Here is a 19,440-nt window from a genome sequence, read left to right on the forward strand (position 1 = left end):
TCGGTGTATCGTGCACCTTTTGCACGACCTTTCCGAAATGTGCCCTTTAGTGCAGCAATGAATCGAACTCATGAGCAAGTGAGTGACAGGAAGTGCCTTATAAAACATCAGCAAAAGCGTGAACCCTGATGTTTTCTTGGCTCCAACTGCTGCATCGTTTGACGTATGAATCGAGCAGCTTTTTCAAAGCGAGTGCAGGATTACGTAACACCGTCGTCCTCCAGTGACGATGCGCATTGCACGTTGAGTACGGTGCCATAATGCAACGGAAAACAATCATTTTGGATGCAGTCAGTCCATGATATGCTGCAGATCGTCCACACTGAGGTGAGCCATGGATCGTTTATCCACGCTATTGACGCTATTCGGTGTCCGCGCCGACCTATTTTACAGCGGTGGGTTTTGTGGGGTGAGCTCGTTCGACGGAGCGAATCGGAGAGGGCACATTCATCTGCTGCAGGAGGGCGAGTTGGGGTTGGCCATTGCGGGGCGGCCGCTTTTGCTTCTGACCGAGCCGAGCCTGATTTTCTTTCCCCGGCCGAGTCAGCACCAGTTGGTTGGCACTGAGTCCGGCGGTGCTCGCTTGCAATGTGCATCTCTGGAGTTCGCAGGCGGCGCGAACAATCCATTGGCAGCGTCGCTGCCTGATCTGATCGTGCAGCCTCTGAGCGAACTTCCGATGCTTTCAGACACGGTTAAATGGTTGTTCGCTGAGGCTGCCGGTGATCATTGCGGTCGCCACGCGACACTGGATCGACTGTTCGAGCTTACAGTCATCCAATTGTTGCGACATCTGCTTGATCATCAGCAGCTCAAAACCGGGATGATGGCGGGCTTGTCGGATGTTCGTCTTGCCCGATCGCTGGTAAGAATTCACGAAGAGCCGCATTATCCATGGTCGATCTCGGAACTGGCCGGCGAGTCGAATATGTCGCGGGCCAGCTATGCAGCGCATTTCAAGGATGTCGTAGGACAGACCCCGGCCGAGTATCTGTTGAGCTGGAGGATCAGTCTTGCTCAGAAGCTGTTGCGAGAAGGCCGCCCTATGGCCTTAATTTCCGAGCAGGTGGGATATGAAAGCCCTTCTGCCTTGGCTCGTGCATTCCGGCGCAGAACTGGCTTGAATCCTCGTGACTGGATGAAGTCCGTCAGAGCGAATGGCGCCTCCCTGAACGAGGGCGCTCGCCGCTGAAGTGCGGAACTTTCGCGGGGGGGGCTGAACGGTTCAATGGGGAAAATGGACAACCTGAGTCACCTCATCAGCTCGCTGGCGCCCCAGGGCAAGCAGCTATTGCCAGCCTTGGGGTAGAACGGTTCGATCAGCATCAACAGCCCGGCCCAAGGCACCACTTACTCCATCTCTGCCAGAAAGCGCTCGCGCCAGGTCTGTTTACGTTTGCCGGCGTACTCGGTATCGGAAAGGCTCATCTGGGTCATGCGGCAGGGCTCGGACTCATCGACGGCACGATTTCGGCAAATCGGGTGGGACTCGTTCGGCGTTTCCTCAGCTCCTCACTCACTTCAAATCAGGTTTGGACGATCAGTCGCATATTAGAGAGCTTCTGCGCTCGATTGATCGATTTCATTGGGTAAATTGGCCCCGTGTCCAAGTCGCGGCACTTTGTTAGCCCGGAGATACTTGATGTCCTGCATCGCTGCCCTTACCCCCCTCCAGACTCCCGCCGCCGCCCTCCCCTTACTCGCGGGCGTGCAGAAAACGGTGGGTTTCGTGCCCAAATTTTTCAAGACCCTCGCCAACGCCCCCGCCGCGCTGGCCGGCTACCTGCGGTTATCCCAGGCCCTGGCAAAAGGCTCCCTGAGCGCCGTAGAGCGTGAGTACATCGCGCTGGCCGTGTCCGAGTCCAACGGCTGCGATTACTGCCCGGCCGCGCATACCTTCTGCGAGAAGACCGGCCTGACGCCCGAAGAGATCCGACGAGCGCGCAAAGGCAGCCTGAATGCCCTGACCGTCCTGGCCCGTCAGCTAGCCCAAGGGCGCGGTCACCTGAACGACGAACAGATCGCCGTTGCGCGCGCCGCCGGTTTTTCCGACACGAAGCTGATTGCCGTGGCGGCCGAAGTTGGCGTCATGACCCAGAGCAACTACGTCAACAACATCGCTGTCACCGACATCGACTTCCCCCCGGCAGCCCGATAACGCAAAACCTGCCGGCAGCTCTACTGCCCGCAGACTCGGAGAACCAACCATGAGCGACGTGATTATTTACAGCACCAGTACCTGCCCCTACTGCGTTCGCGCCAAGGCGTTACTGCGCAGCAAGGGCATCGAGCCGCAAGAGTTCAATGTCGAATCGAGTCCATCACGCTTTGCCGAAATGCTCGCGCGCAGCGGCGGCCGCCGTAGCGTGCCGCAGATTTTCATTGACGGGCGCCACGTGGGCGGCTTCGACGACCTGGCAGCGCTGGATCGCAAGGGGGAATTGCTGCCCCTCCTGAGCGCTGGCTGAACTGGAACGCGACCTTGCCTGCCGGCGTACCCGGCGTCGGTGAAGGTCATCTGCTGCATCGGCCAAACTCGCGCAACGGGAACGGCGTACTTCACTCGACAGTAGGGGTAGTGTAGAACCAGCATCGCGTCTAGATCGTGAGTTGGATGTCGCCCCTTACTCCTCGAGGATTGGGGGCTCTTCCTGCTTCATCCAACGATTGATATGACCTATTAACTTCGCAACCCACACGCTTCGATTCTTCGGGTGTATTAGTTTGGAGATAATGATCGTCCGGCTGACGTCTGCCGAAAGACTCCGATGACGCTTCTTATCCCACTTGTCCGTAATCAGGTTTGGCCAACGTCCCAGATAGCAGGTGAGCTTCAGTAGTTTGTTAATCTCAGTCGAGGTCAATTGCTGATAGTTTCTGTCTCTGATTATCGCCGTGCACTGTCCAGTCTCCTCATCTTTAAGTTCAATCTCTAAGATATAGAAGAGTCTACCACTCCTCACGCTTGAGGAGACCTCAATGCAGGCGAGCTGTCGAGCTCGAACCCCGTCCTTTGATGTTACAAGATTCCACTTTCGCCTCTTATCCATGGGTGGAAAAGAAGTGATCTTCTCCTTGGCGTTACCGGCGTCGCCTTCTTCGTGTGGATCGGATTTTTTGCGCTTAACTTTTATGGGGATTTCGCCATTTATCTCAATAGATGTGGCGATCCATCCTTGAGGCCGGGTTTTGTTCCTAAACTCTTCTATCATCTCAAGAAATTCTAATAACTTAGAAGAGGTCAAAGGTTCTGGGGTTTTAAATTCATCGACGCAGAGAATCCCCTTTGACGACGATTTATAGTCTCCGTCTCCCATGCCCAGGCCATTGCCGGGTGTATCGGTCGGAGACGAAGAGCCGCTCCCAGAGCGCTCCTTGTTGGCGCGGTCATAGTCGATGTTTACTTCGGAGCTTCCAGCGAATGGCGAGGCGCTTTGTGCTAACTCGCGGTGCTGTAATGTCGCGTCCGTATCGGTGTCGTCGATCTCGTCATCTTCATCATCCGGATCATGATCAGACACGACATAGTGCTGGTGGGTATTCTGTGTACCAGCTTCGCCACCCTCAGCCTTCGTGCTGCCAGCTCCATGTACGGTTAGTGATGAAAACTCCAAAGGGAATGTGCAGTGATGTATCTCCATGGCGAAGATTGCTTGATCATTAGCCAGCTGCATGGGCTGACCGGAAACACTTAGATTCGTCACGCCTTTAAATGGAAAATTTACGTCAATGGCCAATGCAGATTGCGGACCACCCAGAGAGTTGGTCGCCCTGATTTTTGTGATTCGCTTGTTTACCGCAAAAATTTCCTCTTTAAAGGCTGAGCTTGCAAGTGCTCGCCCTAGCACTTCAATCTCTAGTCTTTTGAGCTGTTTGATTTCGTATAGATTAATCTTGCCACGATTAGATTGGTTCGCCCCCCGAGCGGCCACTTTAAAAACTCACCCATCTCACCTCTCAAGACGGCTGTTAAAAGTCTTCCTGAGACCCCCATGTAGAATCGTAGAAGCTCAGAAGCTCAGAAGCAGGAACTACCATCCACTTGTAAACGGGGTGGCCAACGATCCGAATCAAGGCGTATAGCGTGGCGTAAAGGTCTTCGTAGTTATCCTTGGGCAGAAAATCGGCCGCCGCTATTCCAGCCTTGGTCCAGGCGTCATTAAGCTTTACTGCTCTTTGATATGGGTAATTGCAGCCCTGTGTTGTTTCAACGGTCAGAAGCTCATTCAGTGGCTCAGGCTTGCTATGGAATTTGCCCGAGTGCCAGACGGACCCAATGGTGAGGATGCAAAGCCATTTGGAATGAAGGGTGAGGGTCTTGGGCGGCGTGCCAAGGCGGGCATCAATTCTATAAGGATCAGCAAAGTCATCTTTCAGGCGAGAAAGCACCATTCTCACCTTTAATCCTTTCTCAGATTCAGCAACCTGTGAAACGCCGTCTACACGCCAGAAACCCTTGAGTTTCTTGAGGGGGCCTGCTTTGTACTGATCCATCCAGTCATAGCTAATTTCCATTTACCAATGGAATATTCCACTTGGCGATGTTTTTCGCAAATTCCTTTAGAGCTGACATTGTAGGTGGGTTTACCTTTGTCTCGCTGCTCAATCACCTGCTTGAGCCTGACTATCTCCTCTTGCGCCAATGCTAATTTCATCTTCACTTCCCCAGACTCAAGCTTCGCATCAGCCAAGGCGCTGTGAAGATCCGCCAGTATCATTTTGAAGTCCGCATCTTCGAGCTTTTTCGAGAGGTCTCGCAGCTTCCCTGACGCTTCAAGCGCCTGCTGAATCAGTACCATCAAATCCATGGAAATACACCGCCTTGCTTAGTGGTATCGGTTAAGCGCATACAGTTGACAGATTGTAGGTGTGAAAGCGAAAAGGGTCGGACTTTTAGCCGCTCAGCCAGTCTGTCCTGGAGGCCTCACCTGATCGCGATCTTGACCACCATCACCGTACCGGCGGAAACTCATCGGCGACTTCAACCTTGGAGCTGATTATGGATGAGCATCGCGACCCGCCTGTACGACTCGACTATTTCCGCTTAGTCAAACGCCTCAACGAACATCTAGCCAGCCTTGGTCAGGAGCGCATAGATGAGGACATGCAGGAAGCATGGGCCGGGTACTTCCAGGAAATGGCCATCACTCAGGACGAAATCGACATTATCGGTCCTTGGTACATTAAGCATTACTCCATAGGTCTCTCGATTCCTTCGCTACGTCAGTACGTGGAGCATCTTCGTAGACACTCCACCTTGCCAGACCAGCGTATCACTGGAGGAACCGAAAGCGATGCGGTCACCATCCTCGAAGCATGCGCAGCACTGGGACTCGATCGATACCGACTTTCCGACGCGCTTTTCCAGGCTGCCGCATTGGTTCATCACGCGGCCTATCGTGTGGATCTTCCAAACATTGATCCAGAAGATATCCGGCAGGAGATAGAGAGCCGCGCACGGCTCGCAGACTACTTCTCTCGTGACATTCTTAATGAGGCCCAGAACGGTGTCGGGGCCGCAGCCAAGCTGGGAAGAACTCTTTTTCCACGTCATTGAGCATCATTCGATGCCCCCATGGTGATGCGCCAAGGCAGGAGGAACAACTTGAGTACCACTCGCGATTTAAGCAAGCCCCTACTAGCGATCGATGGTCCCGACCAGGCGACTGGCGCGCTTGGCCGAAAGACTATTTTGTTTCTGTGACGGTGTGGGATAGCAAACGAGTCAGCGAGCAGCCACCGCCGGTCACTTACCGTCTGCGTCACCATGCCTGCCAAGGTCTGGTGTGGGCCAGTGAAGATGCGCAGGACCTGAGCGATCCGGCTCAATCTTGAGTGCTAGCAATAACCGGAGTGATGCGTAGTCAGAAACGGTAATCGACCCCAAGGCTAGCGCTGCGGGGAGCCCCTGGGAAGTTGGAGTTGTCGCTGCTAGCTTTGGCAGATACGAAGTACTCTCGATTCCACGGGTTGTCGCCGCTCACATCGTAATCCTGACCGCTGTATCCACCTGCCAAAGCGGCTGTCGTATTCGAACCGGTCGATACCTTCGAAACTCGTCGTAGGGAGGCTCGCCTATGGGACCTTCATCTGTCGCCGGAGGCAGTGGGATGCGGCATCCGAGCCAAAACACTCGCGGTTGATCGGAAAAACAAGCATCTTAAGCTGAGTGCCGCATACTGCTATCTGCGCTTTGAAAATCCCTGATGGATTCCAGCCCTCTTTGATGCTGCGGTCTGTAGCCCCTTAGCTGGAGGTGCTTATGAGCACTCCCTTTGCGCGCATCCAATCTAAGTGCGAGCCTGCTACTGCATCGGACACGACTGAGAACAAGGTAGCCTTGATTGCCACCTTGGCGATTGAGGCCAATTCAGACCGTACGATCGATGCGTACCTCGGCGGGCTGCAGATGTACAACGACCTTTTCGAGTGGAGGCTGAACGTATATCCCAAAAAAGCGCTCGACCTCATTATCGACTGCTTCCTCCCCGCAGAATCGGTACCCCAATCGATTTTGGAGAAAGGCGTTTCTGCAGGCAGAATCCGCTCTAAGCTTTTCCAAACCGGAGACTGGATATCAGCCAAGCAGTGGATTTATCTAGCATCGTCCTCCAACCCTGGCGTCGAGATAGACCCTGATGAGTTGTTGGCCAATGGGAAGATTTTTTCTCTAAGACCGGGTAAGGTTGATTTTTCCCTACATACGGCTTAGACGGTCGCAATGGATACCAACCGATCCACATCCTTTGCGATGTGTTGTCGGTGCTATCTGCCAGGATGAACGCCTGGTCAATCGCAGTAAGGTTCCAGTCCGAAAATATTTCTCTCGGCGGTGTCGCGCCGAAAGTATTGCTGGCGTTCGCACCAGACAAGGTCCTGGCGGCGGCAAAGGGCAAACCTAGACGGAATCGTGTGAGCAGATAATTGTATTCAGATCCCGTGTAAGGGTTTAAGACGTGTCTCGACCCGGTGTCCGTGGCCGACGATGTTTTTGAGGGCGCTCTGCCATATGCGTATGCGACGCTCGGCGCCTGAAGCACCATACAGCTGCCGAATGGCACTTGAAGGAATGTAAGATGAGCAGCAAACAAGCACCTCCGAGGCACCACATTCAACGACCTCTCTTCCGCGATTGCTATTCGACAGTGATCAGGGCAGTTGACGCCCGCTATGACGTACGCGGCTATTTGCTGGCGGAACTTGTGAAGCTATGCTTAAAGAATCGAGCGACAATCCCGCCTGCCAGACGCCGTTACTACGAATGCAATGTTCAGGAGCAAGCTATAACTTATTTGGAGCAATGTACGAGTCGTCTACTATTTGGCCCTAATGGACGATTCTCGCCCGACGAGTACCGATACAGCCAATGTTGATGTTCTTGAGGGTTCCGCTCAAGCGTGATTATTGACCCAATAGCAATTTAACCATCAAAAAAATCACTACCGGAACCGCCGCGTCTGGATTGAGAACATAACACATCCAGTTACCAGTACACGCCATATTCGATTCGTAGTAAAAAATCCACTACTTGTTCGAACCCAGAATGACTAACAAGCAACGTACAAGGTGAACTCCAGCCAAGGCCTAACGCCCGATCAGAGATCCAACGCGTCGCAATGGCTCGCCGTCCGAACACTCGTTGCGCCACAGATAAAATCCAAGCTTTTCGCCATTCGTAATAGCGCTGATCAGCGGCCCAACATCCCAATTGAGCAGCCTCGTTAGGGCCGATGAGGCGAGTCGGTACCATTGTCAAAGCTCCTCTAGGTCAGGCCAAAAAACCATAGGAGCAGCATGTTAACTCAGATAAGTCTGGAGCCAGAAGCCTGGAGCGAATGTCACCTTGAGGGTATTTTTCAAGAGGTCAAGCAGGCGGAGGATTACATCAACCGATCGATTTACCCTGACCAGCTTGCATCCTAGCCGCACAGGTCTGTGGGCAGAAGCGATTGCGGGGTACATCTCAGCTCGGTCGCTATCCGATAGAGCTTCTCAATAGTCAGATTTACCTCCCCTCTCTCTATCCGCCCTATGTAGCTCCGATCCATCTGGCAGGCGAAAGCTAAAGCGTCTTGCGAAATCCCAACCATCACTCTCTGCTCTCGGACTTTGCGTCCTAGAGCCCTCGCCAACTTTTGCATATCCGCCTCGGTGTACATAAGGCGGGACTATCAGCGTTTGCGGGTTGATCGGCGACGGATTATAATCCGCATTTGATGTATTTCTGCTAGCTAGGTGCCTGTATGAAACCGGCTTCATTCGCTCTCGACAGGCACGTCTATGAGCTTCTACAAAGCGGCGAGCTAGACAGCTTCACCTGTCGCGGCCTTCGAGACGCCTATGCCCGGTCATATGGCGTAGCGCGCGAGCATACTTCTGATCTCCGGCGCTATATTTTTAGGCAGATCCTCCGCCTCGAAAGGATCGAATGGGTCGTACGAGACCCAGAAAAGCGCGGCCGCGACCAGCTCTATCACCTCCAGGATCTACCACCTTCAGTCAACCTCCGCTTGATTGACGAGGGGTATCAATTCTTCGCCCCTCGTGCCGAGCTACCTGCGGAGGACACCGAAAAAGGTGCCTCGACCAACGAGCACACAGCTCGACGTCTCCAGGCAATGGTCAAAGAAACCCGATTGGACTTCCTCACCTCAATGGGCGAAGCGGAAAGGTACAAGCAACTGTTGGAAGACCTGCCACACCTCCACTCGAAGCTGGAAAGCGACTACGTGGAAGCGAGAGATCGTAGCTCCCGCCTGCTAGGTCACCTTAAAGCGGTTGAAAAAACCCTAAAAATACTAGGTATTGAATGAGCAGAGTTCTAAGAGAGTGGCAGACCTCATGTATCGAGAAAGCACTACGACACTTTCAGGTAAATAGGCATTTCTTTTGCCAAGCAACGCCAGGAGCAGGCAAGACGAGAATGGCTGGCGAATTGGCAAAAGAGCTGCTCAAAAAAAATGTTATCGATCTTGTGTTGTGCTTCGCGCCGTCCTGCCAAGTAGTCGATGGCTTCAGGGCTACGTTCTCAAAAATACTTGGGCGTCGAATGGACGGATATGTGGGAGCAATTGGTGACGCTTCTACTTACCAAGGCATGGATGCGAAAGGTGAGGAATTTTGGGAGCTATTTGAACAGTATCGGATATTAGCGATATTTGACGAAATTCACCACTGCGCGGGATATGACCTTCAATCCGGCAACACTTGGGGAGCGACAATTATATCCAAAATACAAAATCAAGCGACATTCACTTTGTCTTTATCAGGCACGCCTTGGAGAACAGATGATAAAGCCATTGCACTTGGACGCTACTCAGCGCCTGCTGGAGCGTTGGCCCGTGATTATCACTATGGACTTCAACAGGCTATTGACGACAAGATTTGTAGATCCCCGAGAATAACCTTAGTTGACAACCACAACCTACAGTTAACCCAAAAAAACCAACAGAGCCGACTAACATCTAATTACGACAGCTTCGCCCATTTACTTGAAAGCTCACCGCTTTGCTTTGAAGACATTCTATGGAATGAAGACGTAATAGATCACATTCTCGACCTAGGCTGTCGAAAACTATCTAAAATCAGGAAAGGAAACCCATCTGCTGCTGGACTTATCGTTGCATCTGACACTAATCACGCTAAGTTAATCGAGAGCAAGCTCAAACGCCGCGGCGAAAACTGTCGCGTGGCTACGTCGAAAACTGGTAGCGCTCAAGATAAAATCAACGAGTTTAGATCTGGGATTGGTTGCTGGATTGTTGCGGTAGGCATGATTAGCGAGGGCACTGACATTCCTCGCTTACAAGTATGCTGTTACCTGAGTCGCATTCGCACAGAACTGCACTATCGTCAGGTCTTGGGCAGAATTCTCAGACGAACAGGGGTCAACGATGATCAAGCTTGGTTATTTGTGGTAGCCGAACCTTCACTTATAGAATACTCGCGACGGCTCTCTGATGATCTGCCTCAAGACCTGGCTGTTATCAGCATGCAGACTGTACCGCGACCCCAGGAGAAAGAAGCTTTAACAGGCGGAGAAAACAAAGGTATCGACACCTGGCCGATCCTCACAGCCGATACTGGCCGCCCCTCCAAAGTGGATTACCTTGAATCTGCTCCAAATTCGCACTCATCAACGAGCTACGAATTGAGCGTATCGTCACAGTTTCGAGCCGAGCTGTTAGAAATCTCATAGACTTAGATTAGAGCGAGCCTTAAAACTAGCCAGACTACACAATTGCGCATACCAAGAACTAGTCTAGACTATGAGTGCAGCTCTGCGAACATCGGTTTGCAATAAGCTTTTGAAAACCTAGATACAAACCTGCTTACGATCCTAACGATACTTGTCAGGTAATTGCGATGGCTTACATCATAAAGATTAAAGCACGCTACCAAAACGATCAAACCGGCCGTACCATTAAGCTCCCTGCTTTATGGACCGAAAGCGGCGTATTAGTATCACACCTTCGCTACCTGGCTGACAACAGCAAGAAGAGCTCATCCTGGAAAGAGAAGTCCACACAAGCCGTTAAGCTACTAATAGAGTATATTAATGCCAATGTAGGATTATTTAAGAAAACAACAAAACTTCTCGCATCATTTGCAAGAGCTTTAGAAGAGGGCACCGTAGATCCAAGAACATTAAAAGACCCCTCGCAACTCTTTTGGCTACCAAAATCTAGCGAACACTGCTCAGACCTCCTGTTCCTAATAACAGACTATACCGACTGGATAACCCGTCAAAGTGACTTTAAAATAAAGCTTGCCAATCCTTTCAGACAAGCTACCTCTACGGAGCAGCGGATGAACTGGTGCGCCTTCCACAATAAACGAAACAGAGTCTTTTTGAATCACATTGTGGACCCGGACAAACACGTCGAAGCGTTAAGCACCATTCGCGAAGTAACAGGACCACAGCGCCCCACCGAAAACATTGCACCCGCGAAAAGATTTCCTGAAGACAAAATTGATCTCTTGATGAAAGCAGGATTTATTATTCTGAACACCAAAAAGTCCGACATACCGCGCCCTGACTACAAGGGCCAGGCATTAACGCTGCTCATGCACTACGGAGGCTTGCGCAAATCTGAAGCACTGCACCTTTACTTGTCAGATATCATTCTAGACGAGAAAAAAAACGAGGCCATTGTAAGGGTCTATCATCCGTCTAACGGAAAGTCACCTGACGAGCAATACCCTACCAGAAAGCAATTTTTAGCAATACATTACGGGCTATTGCCCCGAACTGAATACCTGAAAACAGAACGGCTGCATTTAGGGTGGAAAAACCCAGTACTTGACAACAAAGATGGTTACTTTTCAGTTCAGTTCTTCCCACCCCATAAAGCCGCAGAGTTCTTGAGTGTATGGATTAAGTATCTTAAAGAACAGCGCACCGACCCAGATTCATCACACGACCACCCTTATGCATTCACCAATTCAAAGGGAGAGCCTGAAACTCTAAAAAACGCCCAACGCCTACATAAGTCGGCCGTGGAGCGAATTGGCCTACTGCACCGAAAATTAGTTGGCACAAGCGAGCACGGGCATCGGCACAGCTATGGATACAGGCTTCGAGAAAATGGATTCAATCAAATTGAAATCCAAAAGTGCATGCACCATAGAAGCCCCGATTCATGCTTAGTTTATATTCAGCCGACACATGAAGAGATACGACAAAAAATGTCAATAATCGATAAAAGCAGCCTACACTGAATCATTATTTCTGCGGACTCAAGGTGAGGCTCCATGCCAGAAAAAACAAAATACGCAACCTTACTCGAAGTTAAAGCCGCAGTTAGAAAGCTTGGTATAAAAAATAGCAGAGCCTACAGACTTCGCTGGCAAGAAGATCCTAGGCTACCGGCCAACCCTTATATTGATTACGCCAGCGAATGGCTCTCATGGTACGACCTCTGTGGTAGTGAAAGGCCAATTGAGAAATATCTGACGCTCGCAGAGGCACGTGAGGCCGTAGCTCGCCTAGGTATATGGACAGTGGCCCACTATTCAACTGATCACCATAAAGACCCAAAGCTCCCAGGCGACTTGCGCTTTTACCCGAACTTTAAAGGGTGGCCAGAGTTTATTGGCAAAAGCATATATAAAGATTTCTATAAAACACTCAGCGAAGCTAGTAGAGCAGCGCTTGCGCTCGGCATCAATAGCTACTACCAATACACTACGCTAAAAAGATACAAAGCAGACCCAAAACTGCCTGCAAACCCTAGCACCATCTATCCAGACTGGCAGAACTGGAAGCATTTTTTCGGAACAAATCATTTAGTCCCAGTTTATGAAAGTTATGAACTGGCCTCTGCAGCCGCTATATCCTTAGGAATCCAACACTCAAGTGAGTATTTCACTCGCCGAGAGGAAGACCCGAAATTACCTATTCACCCCCAGACCCGCTACAAAGAGCGATGGGAGGGCTGGGTAAATTTCCTCCATCCTGGTAAAACTAGGAAAGTTTACGAGACCTTTGAACAGGCTAGAGCTGCAGCCCGCAACCTGAATTGCAAGTCACGAACAGATTACTACACAAAATTTAAAGAAGACTGGCGTCTGCGCAGAGATCCAACGAGTGTTTATACGGATCAATGGACGTCATGGAAGGACTATTTAGACCTAACAGTACAATATGAAACGCTACATGAAGTGCGCATAGCTGCACAGAGATTAGGCATCAGCACAAAGCGACAGTATGAATTAAATTACCATAACGACCCGCGCCTTCCAAGCAACCCGGAACAATTCAAAAATGAATGGAAGTCGTGGATTCACTTTTTCTTGCCCGTTGCTTACGACTGCCTTGACGACATTAGAATAGCAGTAACTCGGCTCGACATAAAAGACAGTCAGGATTACCGCAACCGCTATAAACTCTACCCTCCATTACCCGCCCACCCTGAACGGGCATTCCGAGACGAATGGAAAAGCTGGTATGATTTATGCTCTATCAGAACGTTTTACACTTTCGATGAAACAGTAAAACTAATTCAGCCTCTTAATCTTAACTCCTTACGAGAATATAGAGAACATGTGAAGTCCTCAGGAGACAATAGATTACCGTACACTCCGGACAAAGTATATTACAGAGACTGGACCACCTCGTATGCGTTCCTCGGAAAGACGGAGCCATTTTCAGAAAGCTCGATAGATGCTGACCATTCGAAGTGGCTGGAGGATTTAAATAGCTTCATGAAAGAAGCTCGTGGCGGACGGGGAAAACAGCTAGCAATCTGCCGTTTTTTGGCAACTTATGTGCAGCCAAACGCATACGGAACCACACCAGGAAAATTCCTCTCAAACAAGTCTATAGAATTACAACATTTCAAAAACTATGTAACCTCCACAACCCCAGAATATCTTAGACGAAGCTTCGTCATGGCCATAAACGAATTCATGCGATTCATTATCCGCGAGCAATTCACGCTTGAGGATGACGAGACTGGTGAATTGATAATCGCAGACGGAATAAGCAACCCATTACGCGGCAGCGAAACAGAATACTCAGGCACGACAAGCAGTAGCGGCCCTGGCGAAACATCTAAACCAGCTTTGGCCTATCAATATGTTGCAGCCCTGCAAAAATGGATAGTTCCAGATACTGCAACCAGCTTCTCTGACTTAACCCACCTCCATAATTTCGACGCTGACTGGGTAGAGATCGATCTAAATAATTTCAAATTGGATAACAGCGATCCTGATCTCATTACACGTTGGATTGGAGGAAAGTTTAAGGCATGGTTTCCAATGTATTGGATGCAGGTACTCACCCTAGTTTCAGTCCCCTCCAGAGGTAGACAAATTGCATACTGCGACTCAGGGGAAGGCGATGAGTACATCCCAATTCATAATGACTGCAAGGTTGTCTGGGCTAAAAATGAAGGCCCGCTTTCAGGCATAACAAAAAATCAAGGCTTCATAAAACGATATCCTGGCGATCAATGCGGAATGTTTGTTACTAGCAACAAGACCAGTATTGGGTATAGCGGTTACAGTGTGCCATGGATACCCCCTCATTTGCTCCCATGGATCATTAAGCTCCGTCAGTGGCAGGCAAAATATAACCCAATAATTCGCCCTATGCCATGGATTGAATGTATTCGCACCAACCTGAATGAAAGCCAGCGTCATGCCAAAGGTGCTAATTGCTTCTTGTTTCGTCTCTTCGGGGCTGAAGAACCTGGATCCCCAACAAATATACTAACCCCTCGACTCGCAGCCGCACTTTATTACTCACAACCTCGGGACTTACCATTAGCCACGCTGACAGGCCCCAGAGAGAAACTAAGTTGCTATTCGTCTATTTATACTCCACACAGTATGAGGGTAAGTCTTATCACGGCATACGTCCATGAGTTCGGGCTACCCATTGAAATCACCATGAAGATTGCTGGACACAGTTCAATCGTGATGAATTTGTACTATGTAAAAATCGGAGGCATTGAATTACAACGTCGATTTTCAGAAGGTGAGAAGCGTGCGCTTCAGAATCAAGTATTTGTTGCACAGAGCATGATCGAACAGGGCAGAATCGATCAAATCCAAGGGCAATTAGTCGCAAACAACCAAGATGCCCTCGAGCTGATATATAGGCAAAAATCTCCAGGCAGCTATTTATTTCGAGACTACGGCTTTTGCCCATATGCAGGTGCTAGGTGTGATGACGGAGGATCGCTCGGTAAAGGTGATATTTGGTTGCCGGTGCCAGGCGGGTATCTAGGCAGTCAGAACTGCATAAGATGTCGCCACTTCGTAACCGGCCCTGCATTCATAGGTGGCCTGCTAGCTCTAGGTAATGAAATATCGTTAGAAGTAAATCTTCAATTTACAAAATACGACGAACTCCAAGCCAAAGCTGAAGAGTTAAGATCCGAAATTGACAGTCGGGATGAGCGAGAGTATGAATTAAGCAAATACGGAAAAGACATTGAAGCCCGAGACCTAAGTCTAGAGGCTAAGCATCGAAAACTGCTAGCCGAAGCTGAGAGTGCAGCTAAAAAACTTGATGTATTGATTTGTGATGTGCAGGCTAGCGCAAGCCTAATAAAGCAAATCGAGCAGGCAACCCTTACAAAATCCAAGTCCGAGCCTCAAGACTCACTCATGCTTATTGTACAAGAGGGTCATGAGCTTAGGCTCGCGCTAGAAGAAACCACTCACTTTCATCAGTTAAGCGAGGTATGTGAAAATGCCGAGATATATGAATGCGCTTCTGCCCACTCTGCCTTGGCCGCAAGATCCCAGCTATTGGACAAAATGCTTGAAGACAATAATTCCCCGCAGCGAATGTTCAGGCTAAATAAGGAGCAGCAGCTTTTAGTTGGCAATCAGATCGCAAGACTCTTGATATCACGACTCAGAAGCTGGGAACGTATCGACTCACTAATTGAAGGGAAATTCAGGCTGGCCGAACTGGTTGGACTTGAGAGCATCTCTCTTAAAGAAATCAGCGATGTCTTTATAAATAACGCAAGAAACTTTCCTCAGGTTTAAAACCATGACGCCATCTGAAACTCTGAGTAAACTAAAGCAAAATTGCAGCTTAAAAAAACAGCATACTCTGGACGCAGTGTACGAGGTATGCAATGAGATGCTATCGAACGGCGAAAAGAACTTTTCATTTTCAGCCATTGCACGCCTAGGCATTGATTGTGGAGTACCAAACGCTCAAAGCATGCGAAATAGTTCGGGCCAAGCATATCGCGTGCTAATACAGGCATTCAAAGAGGCGGCAGGTCCGGCCCACCATGACCGAGCACCGTCAGATTGGATAGACGCGATAAAAGATGGTAAGGCTAAATTTTTGGCGCGAGCCCAAGAGGCTGAGAATCATCGCCTCCGAAGACTGCTGAGAGAAATTACGCCGCCCAATCTCGAAATCCGGGTTGATGATCGCACTCCGTTTTCATCCGAGAATAAATTATCAGAAATAGAACGCAGAGCTCTTTTGTATTTAATGTCAGAAGAGTTCAGGCTACAATGGGGCTGTACACTGGGCAAGCACGGCGATTTGATTGACAAGAAGGGAGCAAAGGTGTTTCGCCCAGGAACCTTTGATGCAATACAGAAGGCTCTCAGAGCATTGTGACCGCTCTTTGAATTAGCAAACAGGCATAAAATGGCTACCAATCTCATTACTGAAGCTGGCTATCAGTCCTTGAAAGATGAACTAGATTGGCTCTGGCGCGAAGAGCGACCGGAGATTACCAGAAAAGTCACTTGGGCTGCGTCTTTGGGTGACAGAAGTGAAAATGCTGACTACCAGTACAATAAAAAGAGGCTAAGGGAAATAGATCGGCGCGTAAGATACCTCCGTAAGCGTATCGAAGACCTTCGGGTAGTCCCTTATTCCCCAACTCAGGAAGGCAAGGTATTTTTTGGGGCTTGGGTAACTATTGCCAACGGGGATGATACAAGCAAGAAATTCCGCATTGTAGGTGCTGATGAAATTTACGATAGGAAAGACTTCATCTCAATTGATTCCCCGATGGCACGCGCATGCATTGGCAAGTGTGCAGGTGATGAGATTGTTGTTCGGACTCCAGCTGGCGATGCCTACTGGGAAGTCACCGAAATTGAGTACAGGGAGGCGGAAGACGCACCCCGGTTCATTAAACCCTGAGGTGCCTCCAAATCGGCCACCACTATGTCAAAACCAGCTACAGTGATGGCCGACAATGAATAGTACGACGCAAAAGTACAGTACTATTCCGAAAAACCAGCAAAATCAATGTATAAGACCAAATAGTACACGAGCTTGGGGTTCTTCCTTCCAGTCGGCGTTCTCGCTACGGTCTCCCAGCGACGCCGCCCAGGCGACTTTCTGGGTGATTTCCGGCCGATACACCCGCCACAGGTGGTCCAGCTCCTTCTTCAGCGCCTCATGGCCTTCCGTGGTGATGATGTTGGTGCTCAACAGCGCACTCCTCAGCGGCGGGTAATCAGGCCTTGGCGCGCGATGCGGGTGAGGTGGCCGATGACTTCGGCAGCCTCCTCCAGCGCTGGCGCCTGGATCACGGCCAGGTCGAAACGGTCAGTGCCATACTGCGCGAGGTAGCAGCCGCTATCGGCGAACTGAATCAGAAAGGCACGCGCCTGGCCCTTGCGCCGTGACAGGCCTTCGAGATGACGCAAAAGGGTGGGCTGATGCTGGCCACCGAGCAGGATGCGCGGTGTGCGGGACGCCTGGTTGGCAGGCAAAGGGCTCAAACAGACACTGGTACGTGGGCAACTCATGGAGCTTCTCTCCGCCTCGCGAATCCCGCTGGGCAGCGGTGGGAGGCGTCACCGAACCAGCGCTTTAGCGGTATTTCGGATGGCCCGGAGGTGGGGCTTTCCTGCGCCCCGCAAGTAGCTGTTTAAATCGGCGCAGGCGGTATGCTAGAGCTACAAGCGGCAAGATACAAGCCTCAAACCGATCACTTTCGGCTTGAGGCTTGTATCTTGCCGCTTGCGCAGTATCAGCGGGCGATCAGGCGGTCGAGCGAGAAGCGGCCTGCGCCTTCGATCATGACGGCAACGGTACCGGCCAGCAGCGCCAAGGCGAACTCATAGCCGTTGTTGGACATGAACAGGCCATTGCCGATGTGCACCGAGAAGATCGCCACCACCAAGGTCACGGTCAGCGCCAGCGCCGCTGGACGAGCCAGCAGGCCAACCACCAGAGCCAGGCCGCCGAAGAACTCGGCACTACCGGACAGCAGGGCCATCAGGTAACCCGGGGCCAGGCCGATGCTTTCCATCCATTGGCCGGTGCCTTCCAGGCCATAGCCACCGAACAGGCCGAAGAGTTTTTGCGCACCATGCGCCATGAAAATGATGCCGACCAGGATGCGGATAACGCTGAGGCCAGCGCCAGCACGGGTAGAGAACAGGGCGTTGAGGGTAGTGTTGTTCATGTCGGAGCGTCCTTGAAGCGAGGAAGTTGTGTTGGGATGAGCGCCATCATAATCAATTCTACTGATATGAAAATCGCAAAAAGCCCAACATAACAATCTACAAATTCGATACATCAACGCTTCGCTACGCGCTCCAGCGCGACCCGTTCGCGGTTGAACGCCAGGTAGTATTTGTTGACGCTGTTGACGAAATTGACTGGCCCCATACCCACCTGCTCCATGGCGATGCGTTCGGTCTGGAAAAACCACTGGTTACCGTTGAGCCCACGCCGCCGAGCCTCGGCGCGCATGGCCTGGACCCGCTCGGGGCCAAGATTGTAGGCTGCCAGCACAAAGGCCATGCGCTCACGCTCGTTGATCTTGGCACTGGCGAAGAACTTGCGCCGGATAAGCGCCAGGTATCGAGCACTGGCCTGGACATTGCCATCCACCGTCGCGGTGTTGCTCACCCCCACGCGCTGGGCGGCCGAAGGGGTGATCTGCATCAGGCCATGGGCACCACCGGTGCCGCGTGCAGCCGGGTTGAGCGTCGACTCCTTGAAGGCCAGCGCAGCCAGGTTGAGCCAGTCGATCTGCTGCGCCTGACCATGCTTCTGCAGCACCGCCCGCACCGAGGCCAGGCGCTGGCGGTCCTTGCTGGCCAACGGGTTGTGCACCCGATACTGACGGCGGTAGATGCGCTCGAACGCGGCATCCTGGTTGTCAGGCGCGCGGTAACCTTGCAGGAAGTGATCGACTGTCGCCAACAATTGCGGCGCATCACGCCCCACATACCAGCGCATGGCTTGCGGCGCCCCCAGGTGCACCCGGCTGTCCAGGCGCAGCCGCGGCATAACCCGCGCCCATCGGCGGGCAATAGGCTGCTCGACTACGGTCAGGTGGTAGATGCCAGCCTGTACCATCTCCAGCACGTCCTCCACCGCCAGCGTCGAATCGACCCACTCCACCTTGATTGGCGGCCGCTTGCGCAGCGCCAGTTGCTGGTTGACCTGCTGGATCATTGGCCCGGCGGCGCTGGCGCTGGTCAAGGCCACGGTACGCCCGGACAACTGCTCGACCTTGCTGAAGCTTCGCTCGCCTTTACGCCCGACCAGCATCAACGGCACCTGGTCGAGTATCGGCGCACTGCTGCTGACGCCGCGCACCGTGCTGGGGTCGAGCAGTTCGCCAGGCGCAGCCAGGTCACCCTCGCCACGGGCCAAGGCGCCCAGCAACTGCTCCTTGGCCCTTGGGATGAGTTTCAGCTGGATCTGCTGGTCGTCGTCGGTACGAGCATTGAGGTAATGCTCCAGGGCACGCAGGCGATAATACTCAATGCCGACCGGCTCGCCCTTGACTTCACCCGAGCTGTTGCGGCTTTGGTTGACCAGCACCCGCAGCACTTTGCTGGTGCGAATCTGCTGCAGGTCACGCACCTTGGCTGGCGGAATATTCTGCTGCGGCCCCGGCGCGCGCGCCTGTGCCGGACCGGCAAGGACCAGCCCAAGCGTCAGCAGGAAAACAAGCCAGCATCGCAGCATGCGCAAAC

Annotated in this window: 18 protein-coding genes and 1 pseudogene; 11 read left to right on the forward strand and 8 right to left on the reverse strand. The window is 51.6% G+C overall.

The window, feature by feature from the left end; translation table 11 throughout:
• Positions 1–334 precede the first annotated feature (334 nt).
• The 3 genes from Q9451_RS20785 to grxC all read left to right on the forward strand — a co-directional run bounded on the left by Q9451_RS20785 (position 335) and on the right by grxC (position 2,468).
• Complete coding sequence (locus tag Q9451_RS20785; RefSeq protein ID WP_311165513.1) at positions 335–1,192, forward strand: AraC family transcriptional regulator; 858 nt, start codon at positions 335–337, stop codon at positions 1,190–1,192.
• A gap of 450 nt (positions 1,193–1,642) precedes the next feature.
• Complete coding sequence (locus Q9451_RS20790) at positions 1,643–2,158, forward strand: carboxymuconolactone decarboxylase family protein (protein ID WP_311165512.1); 516 nt, start codon at positions 1,643–1,645, stop codon at positions 2,156–2,158.
• Positions 2,159–2,207: 49 nt separating this feature from the next.
• On the forward strand, positions 2,208–2,468 hold the full coding sequence (gene grxC, locus Q9451_RS20795; RefSeq protein ID WP_280290913.1) for a glutaredoxin 3: 261 nt from the start codon (positions 2,208–2,210) through the stop codon (positions 2,466–2,468).
• Between the two features lie 156 nt (positions 2,469–2,624).
• Here grxC and Q9451_RS20800 read toward each other — a convergent pair whose 3' ends face one another.
• The 3 genes from Q9451_RS20800 to Q9451_RS20810 are packed head-to-tail and all read right to left on the reverse strand — an operon-like array spanning position 2,625 to position 4,808.
• Positions 2,625–3,932, reverse strand: coding sequence for a hypothetical protein (locus Q9451_RS20800; protein ID WP_345960722.1), 1,308 nt, complete (start codon positions 3,930–3,932; stop codon positions 2,625–2,627).
• A 37-nt stretch (positions 3,933–3,969) separates the two neighbouring features.
• Positions 3,970–4,515, reverse strand: a complete 546-nt coding sequence (locus Q9451_RS20805; RefSeq protein ID WP_311165510.1) for a hypothetical protein — start codon at positions 4,513–4,515, stop codon at positions 3,970–3,972.
• Positions 4,440–4,808 carry a hypothetical protein gene (locus Q9451_RS20810; protein WP_311165509.1) on the reverse strand — a complete coding sequence of 123 codons (369 nt, stop codon included), beginning with the start codon at positions 4,806–4,808 and terminating at the stop codon, positions 4,440–4,442. The genes Q9451_RS20805 and Q9451_RS20810 overlap by 76 nt, the downstream gene beginning before the upstream one ends.
• 191 nt (positions 4,809–4,999) lie before the next feature.
• On the opposite strand from Q9451_RS20810, the gene Q9451_RS20815 reads away from it, so the two are divergent.
• Entirely contained in the window at positions 5,000–5,557 is a 558-nt protein-coding gene (locus tag Q9451_RS20815) for a hypothetical protein (protein ID WP_210172150.1), read from the forward strand.
• A gap of 705 nt (positions 5,558–6,262) precedes the next feature.
• A complete protein-coding gene (locus Q9451_RS20820) occupies positions 6,263–6,712 on the forward strand; it encodes a hypothetical protein (protein WP_311165507.1) in 450 nt (149 codons plus the stop codon).
• A 1,207-nt stretch (positions 6,713–7,919) separates the two neighbouring features.
• Here the strand turns inward: Q9451_RS20820 and Q9451_RS20825 are convergent.
• Positions 7,920–8,141: a helix-turn-helix transcriptional regulator gene (locus tag Q9451_RS20825; protein ID WP_110994395.1), complete on the reverse strand. Its 222-nt coding sequence runs from the start codon at positions 8,139–8,141 to the stop codon at positions 7,920–7,922.
• A 102-nt stretch (positions 8,142–8,243) separates the two neighbouring features.
• Between Q9451_RS20825 and Q9451_RS20830 the strand changes: the two genes are divergently transcribed.
• The 6 genes from Q9451_RS20830 to greB (Q9451_RS20855) all read left to right on the forward strand — a co-directional run bounded on the left by Q9451_RS20830 (position 8,244) and on the right by greB (Q9451_RS20855) (position 16,636).
• Positions 8,244–8,813 carry a hypothetical protein gene (locus Q9451_RS20830; RefSeq protein WP_311165505.1) on the forward strand — a complete coding sequence of 190 codons (570 nt, stop codon included), beginning with the start codon at positions 8,244–8,246 and terminating at the stop codon, positions 8,811–8,813.
• The gene (locus Q9451_RS20835; protein ID WP_311165504.1) at positions 8,810–10,198 is read left to right on the forward strand and encodes a DEAD/DEAH box helicase family protein; all 1,389 of its coding nucleotides are present in this window, start codon (positions 8,810–8,812) and stop codon (positions 10,196–10,198) included. The genes Q9451_RS20830 and Q9451_RS20835 overlap by 4 nt, the downstream gene beginning before the upstream one ends.
• Positions 10,199–10,365: 167 nt before the next feature.
• Positions 10,366–11,721: a gamma-mobile-trio recombinase GmtY gene (gene gmtY, locus Q9451_RS20840; protein WP_311165503.1), complete on the forward strand. Its 1,356-nt coding sequence runs from the start codon at positions 10,366–10,368 to the stop codon at positions 11,719–11,721.
• A 33-nt stretch (positions 11,722–11,754) separates the two neighbouring features.
• Positions 11,755–15,507 carry a VPA1269 family protein gene (locus tag Q9451_RS20845; protein WP_311165501.1) on the forward strand — a complete coding sequence of 1,251 codons (3,753 nt, stop codon included), beginning with the start codon at positions 11,755–11,757 and terminating at the stop codon, positions 15,505–15,507.
• 4 nt (positions 15,508–15,511) lie between these two features.
• Complete coding sequence (gmtX, locus tag Q9451_RS20850; protein WP_311165500.1) at positions 15,512–16,102, forward strand: gamma-mobile-trio protein GmtX; 591 nt, start codon at positions 15,512–15,514, stop codon at positions 16,100–16,102.
• A gap of 30 nt (positions 16,103–16,132) precedes the next feature.
• On the forward strand, positions 16,133–16,636 hold the full coding sequence (greB, locus tag Q9451_RS20855; RefSeq protein ID WP_311165499.1) for a transcription elongation factor GreB: 504 nt from the start codon (positions 16,133–16,135) through the stop codon (positions 16,634–16,636).
• Positions 16,637–16,783: 147 nt separating this feature from the next.
• Here the strand turns inward: greB (Q9451_RS20855) and greB (Q9451_RS20860) are convergent.
• The 4 genes and pseudogenes from greB (Q9451_RS20860) to Q9451_RS20875 form a co-directional block, all read right to left on the reverse strand.
• Positions 16,784–16,930, reverse strand: a pseudogene (gene greB / locus Q9451_RS20860) (transcription elongation factor GreB); the annotation flags it as partial.
• An 11-nt stretch (positions 16,931–16,941) separates the two neighbouring features.
• Positions 16,942–17,250, reverse strand: a complete 309-nt coding sequence (locus Q9451_RS20865; protein WP_012271575.1) for a hypothetical protein — start codon at positions 17,248–17,250, stop codon at positions 16,942–16,944.
• 224 nt (positions 17,251–17,474) lie between these two features.
• Positions 17,475–17,912 (reverse strand): DoxX family protein, encoded by a 438-nt coding sequence (locus Q9451_RS20870; RefSeq protein WP_012271574.1) that lies wholly within the window; start codon positions 17,910–17,912, stop codon positions 17,475–17,477.
• Positions 17,913–18,025: 113 nt separating this feature from the next.
• Entirely contained in the window at positions 18,026–19,432 is a 1,407-nt protein-coding gene (locus Q9451_RS20875) for a transglycosylase SLT domain-containing protein (protein ID WP_012271573.1), read from the reverse strand.
• Positions 19,433–19,440: the final 8 nt, after the last annotated feature.

The sequence above is a fragment of the Pseudomonas sp. NY8896 genome, assembly GCF_039634505.1.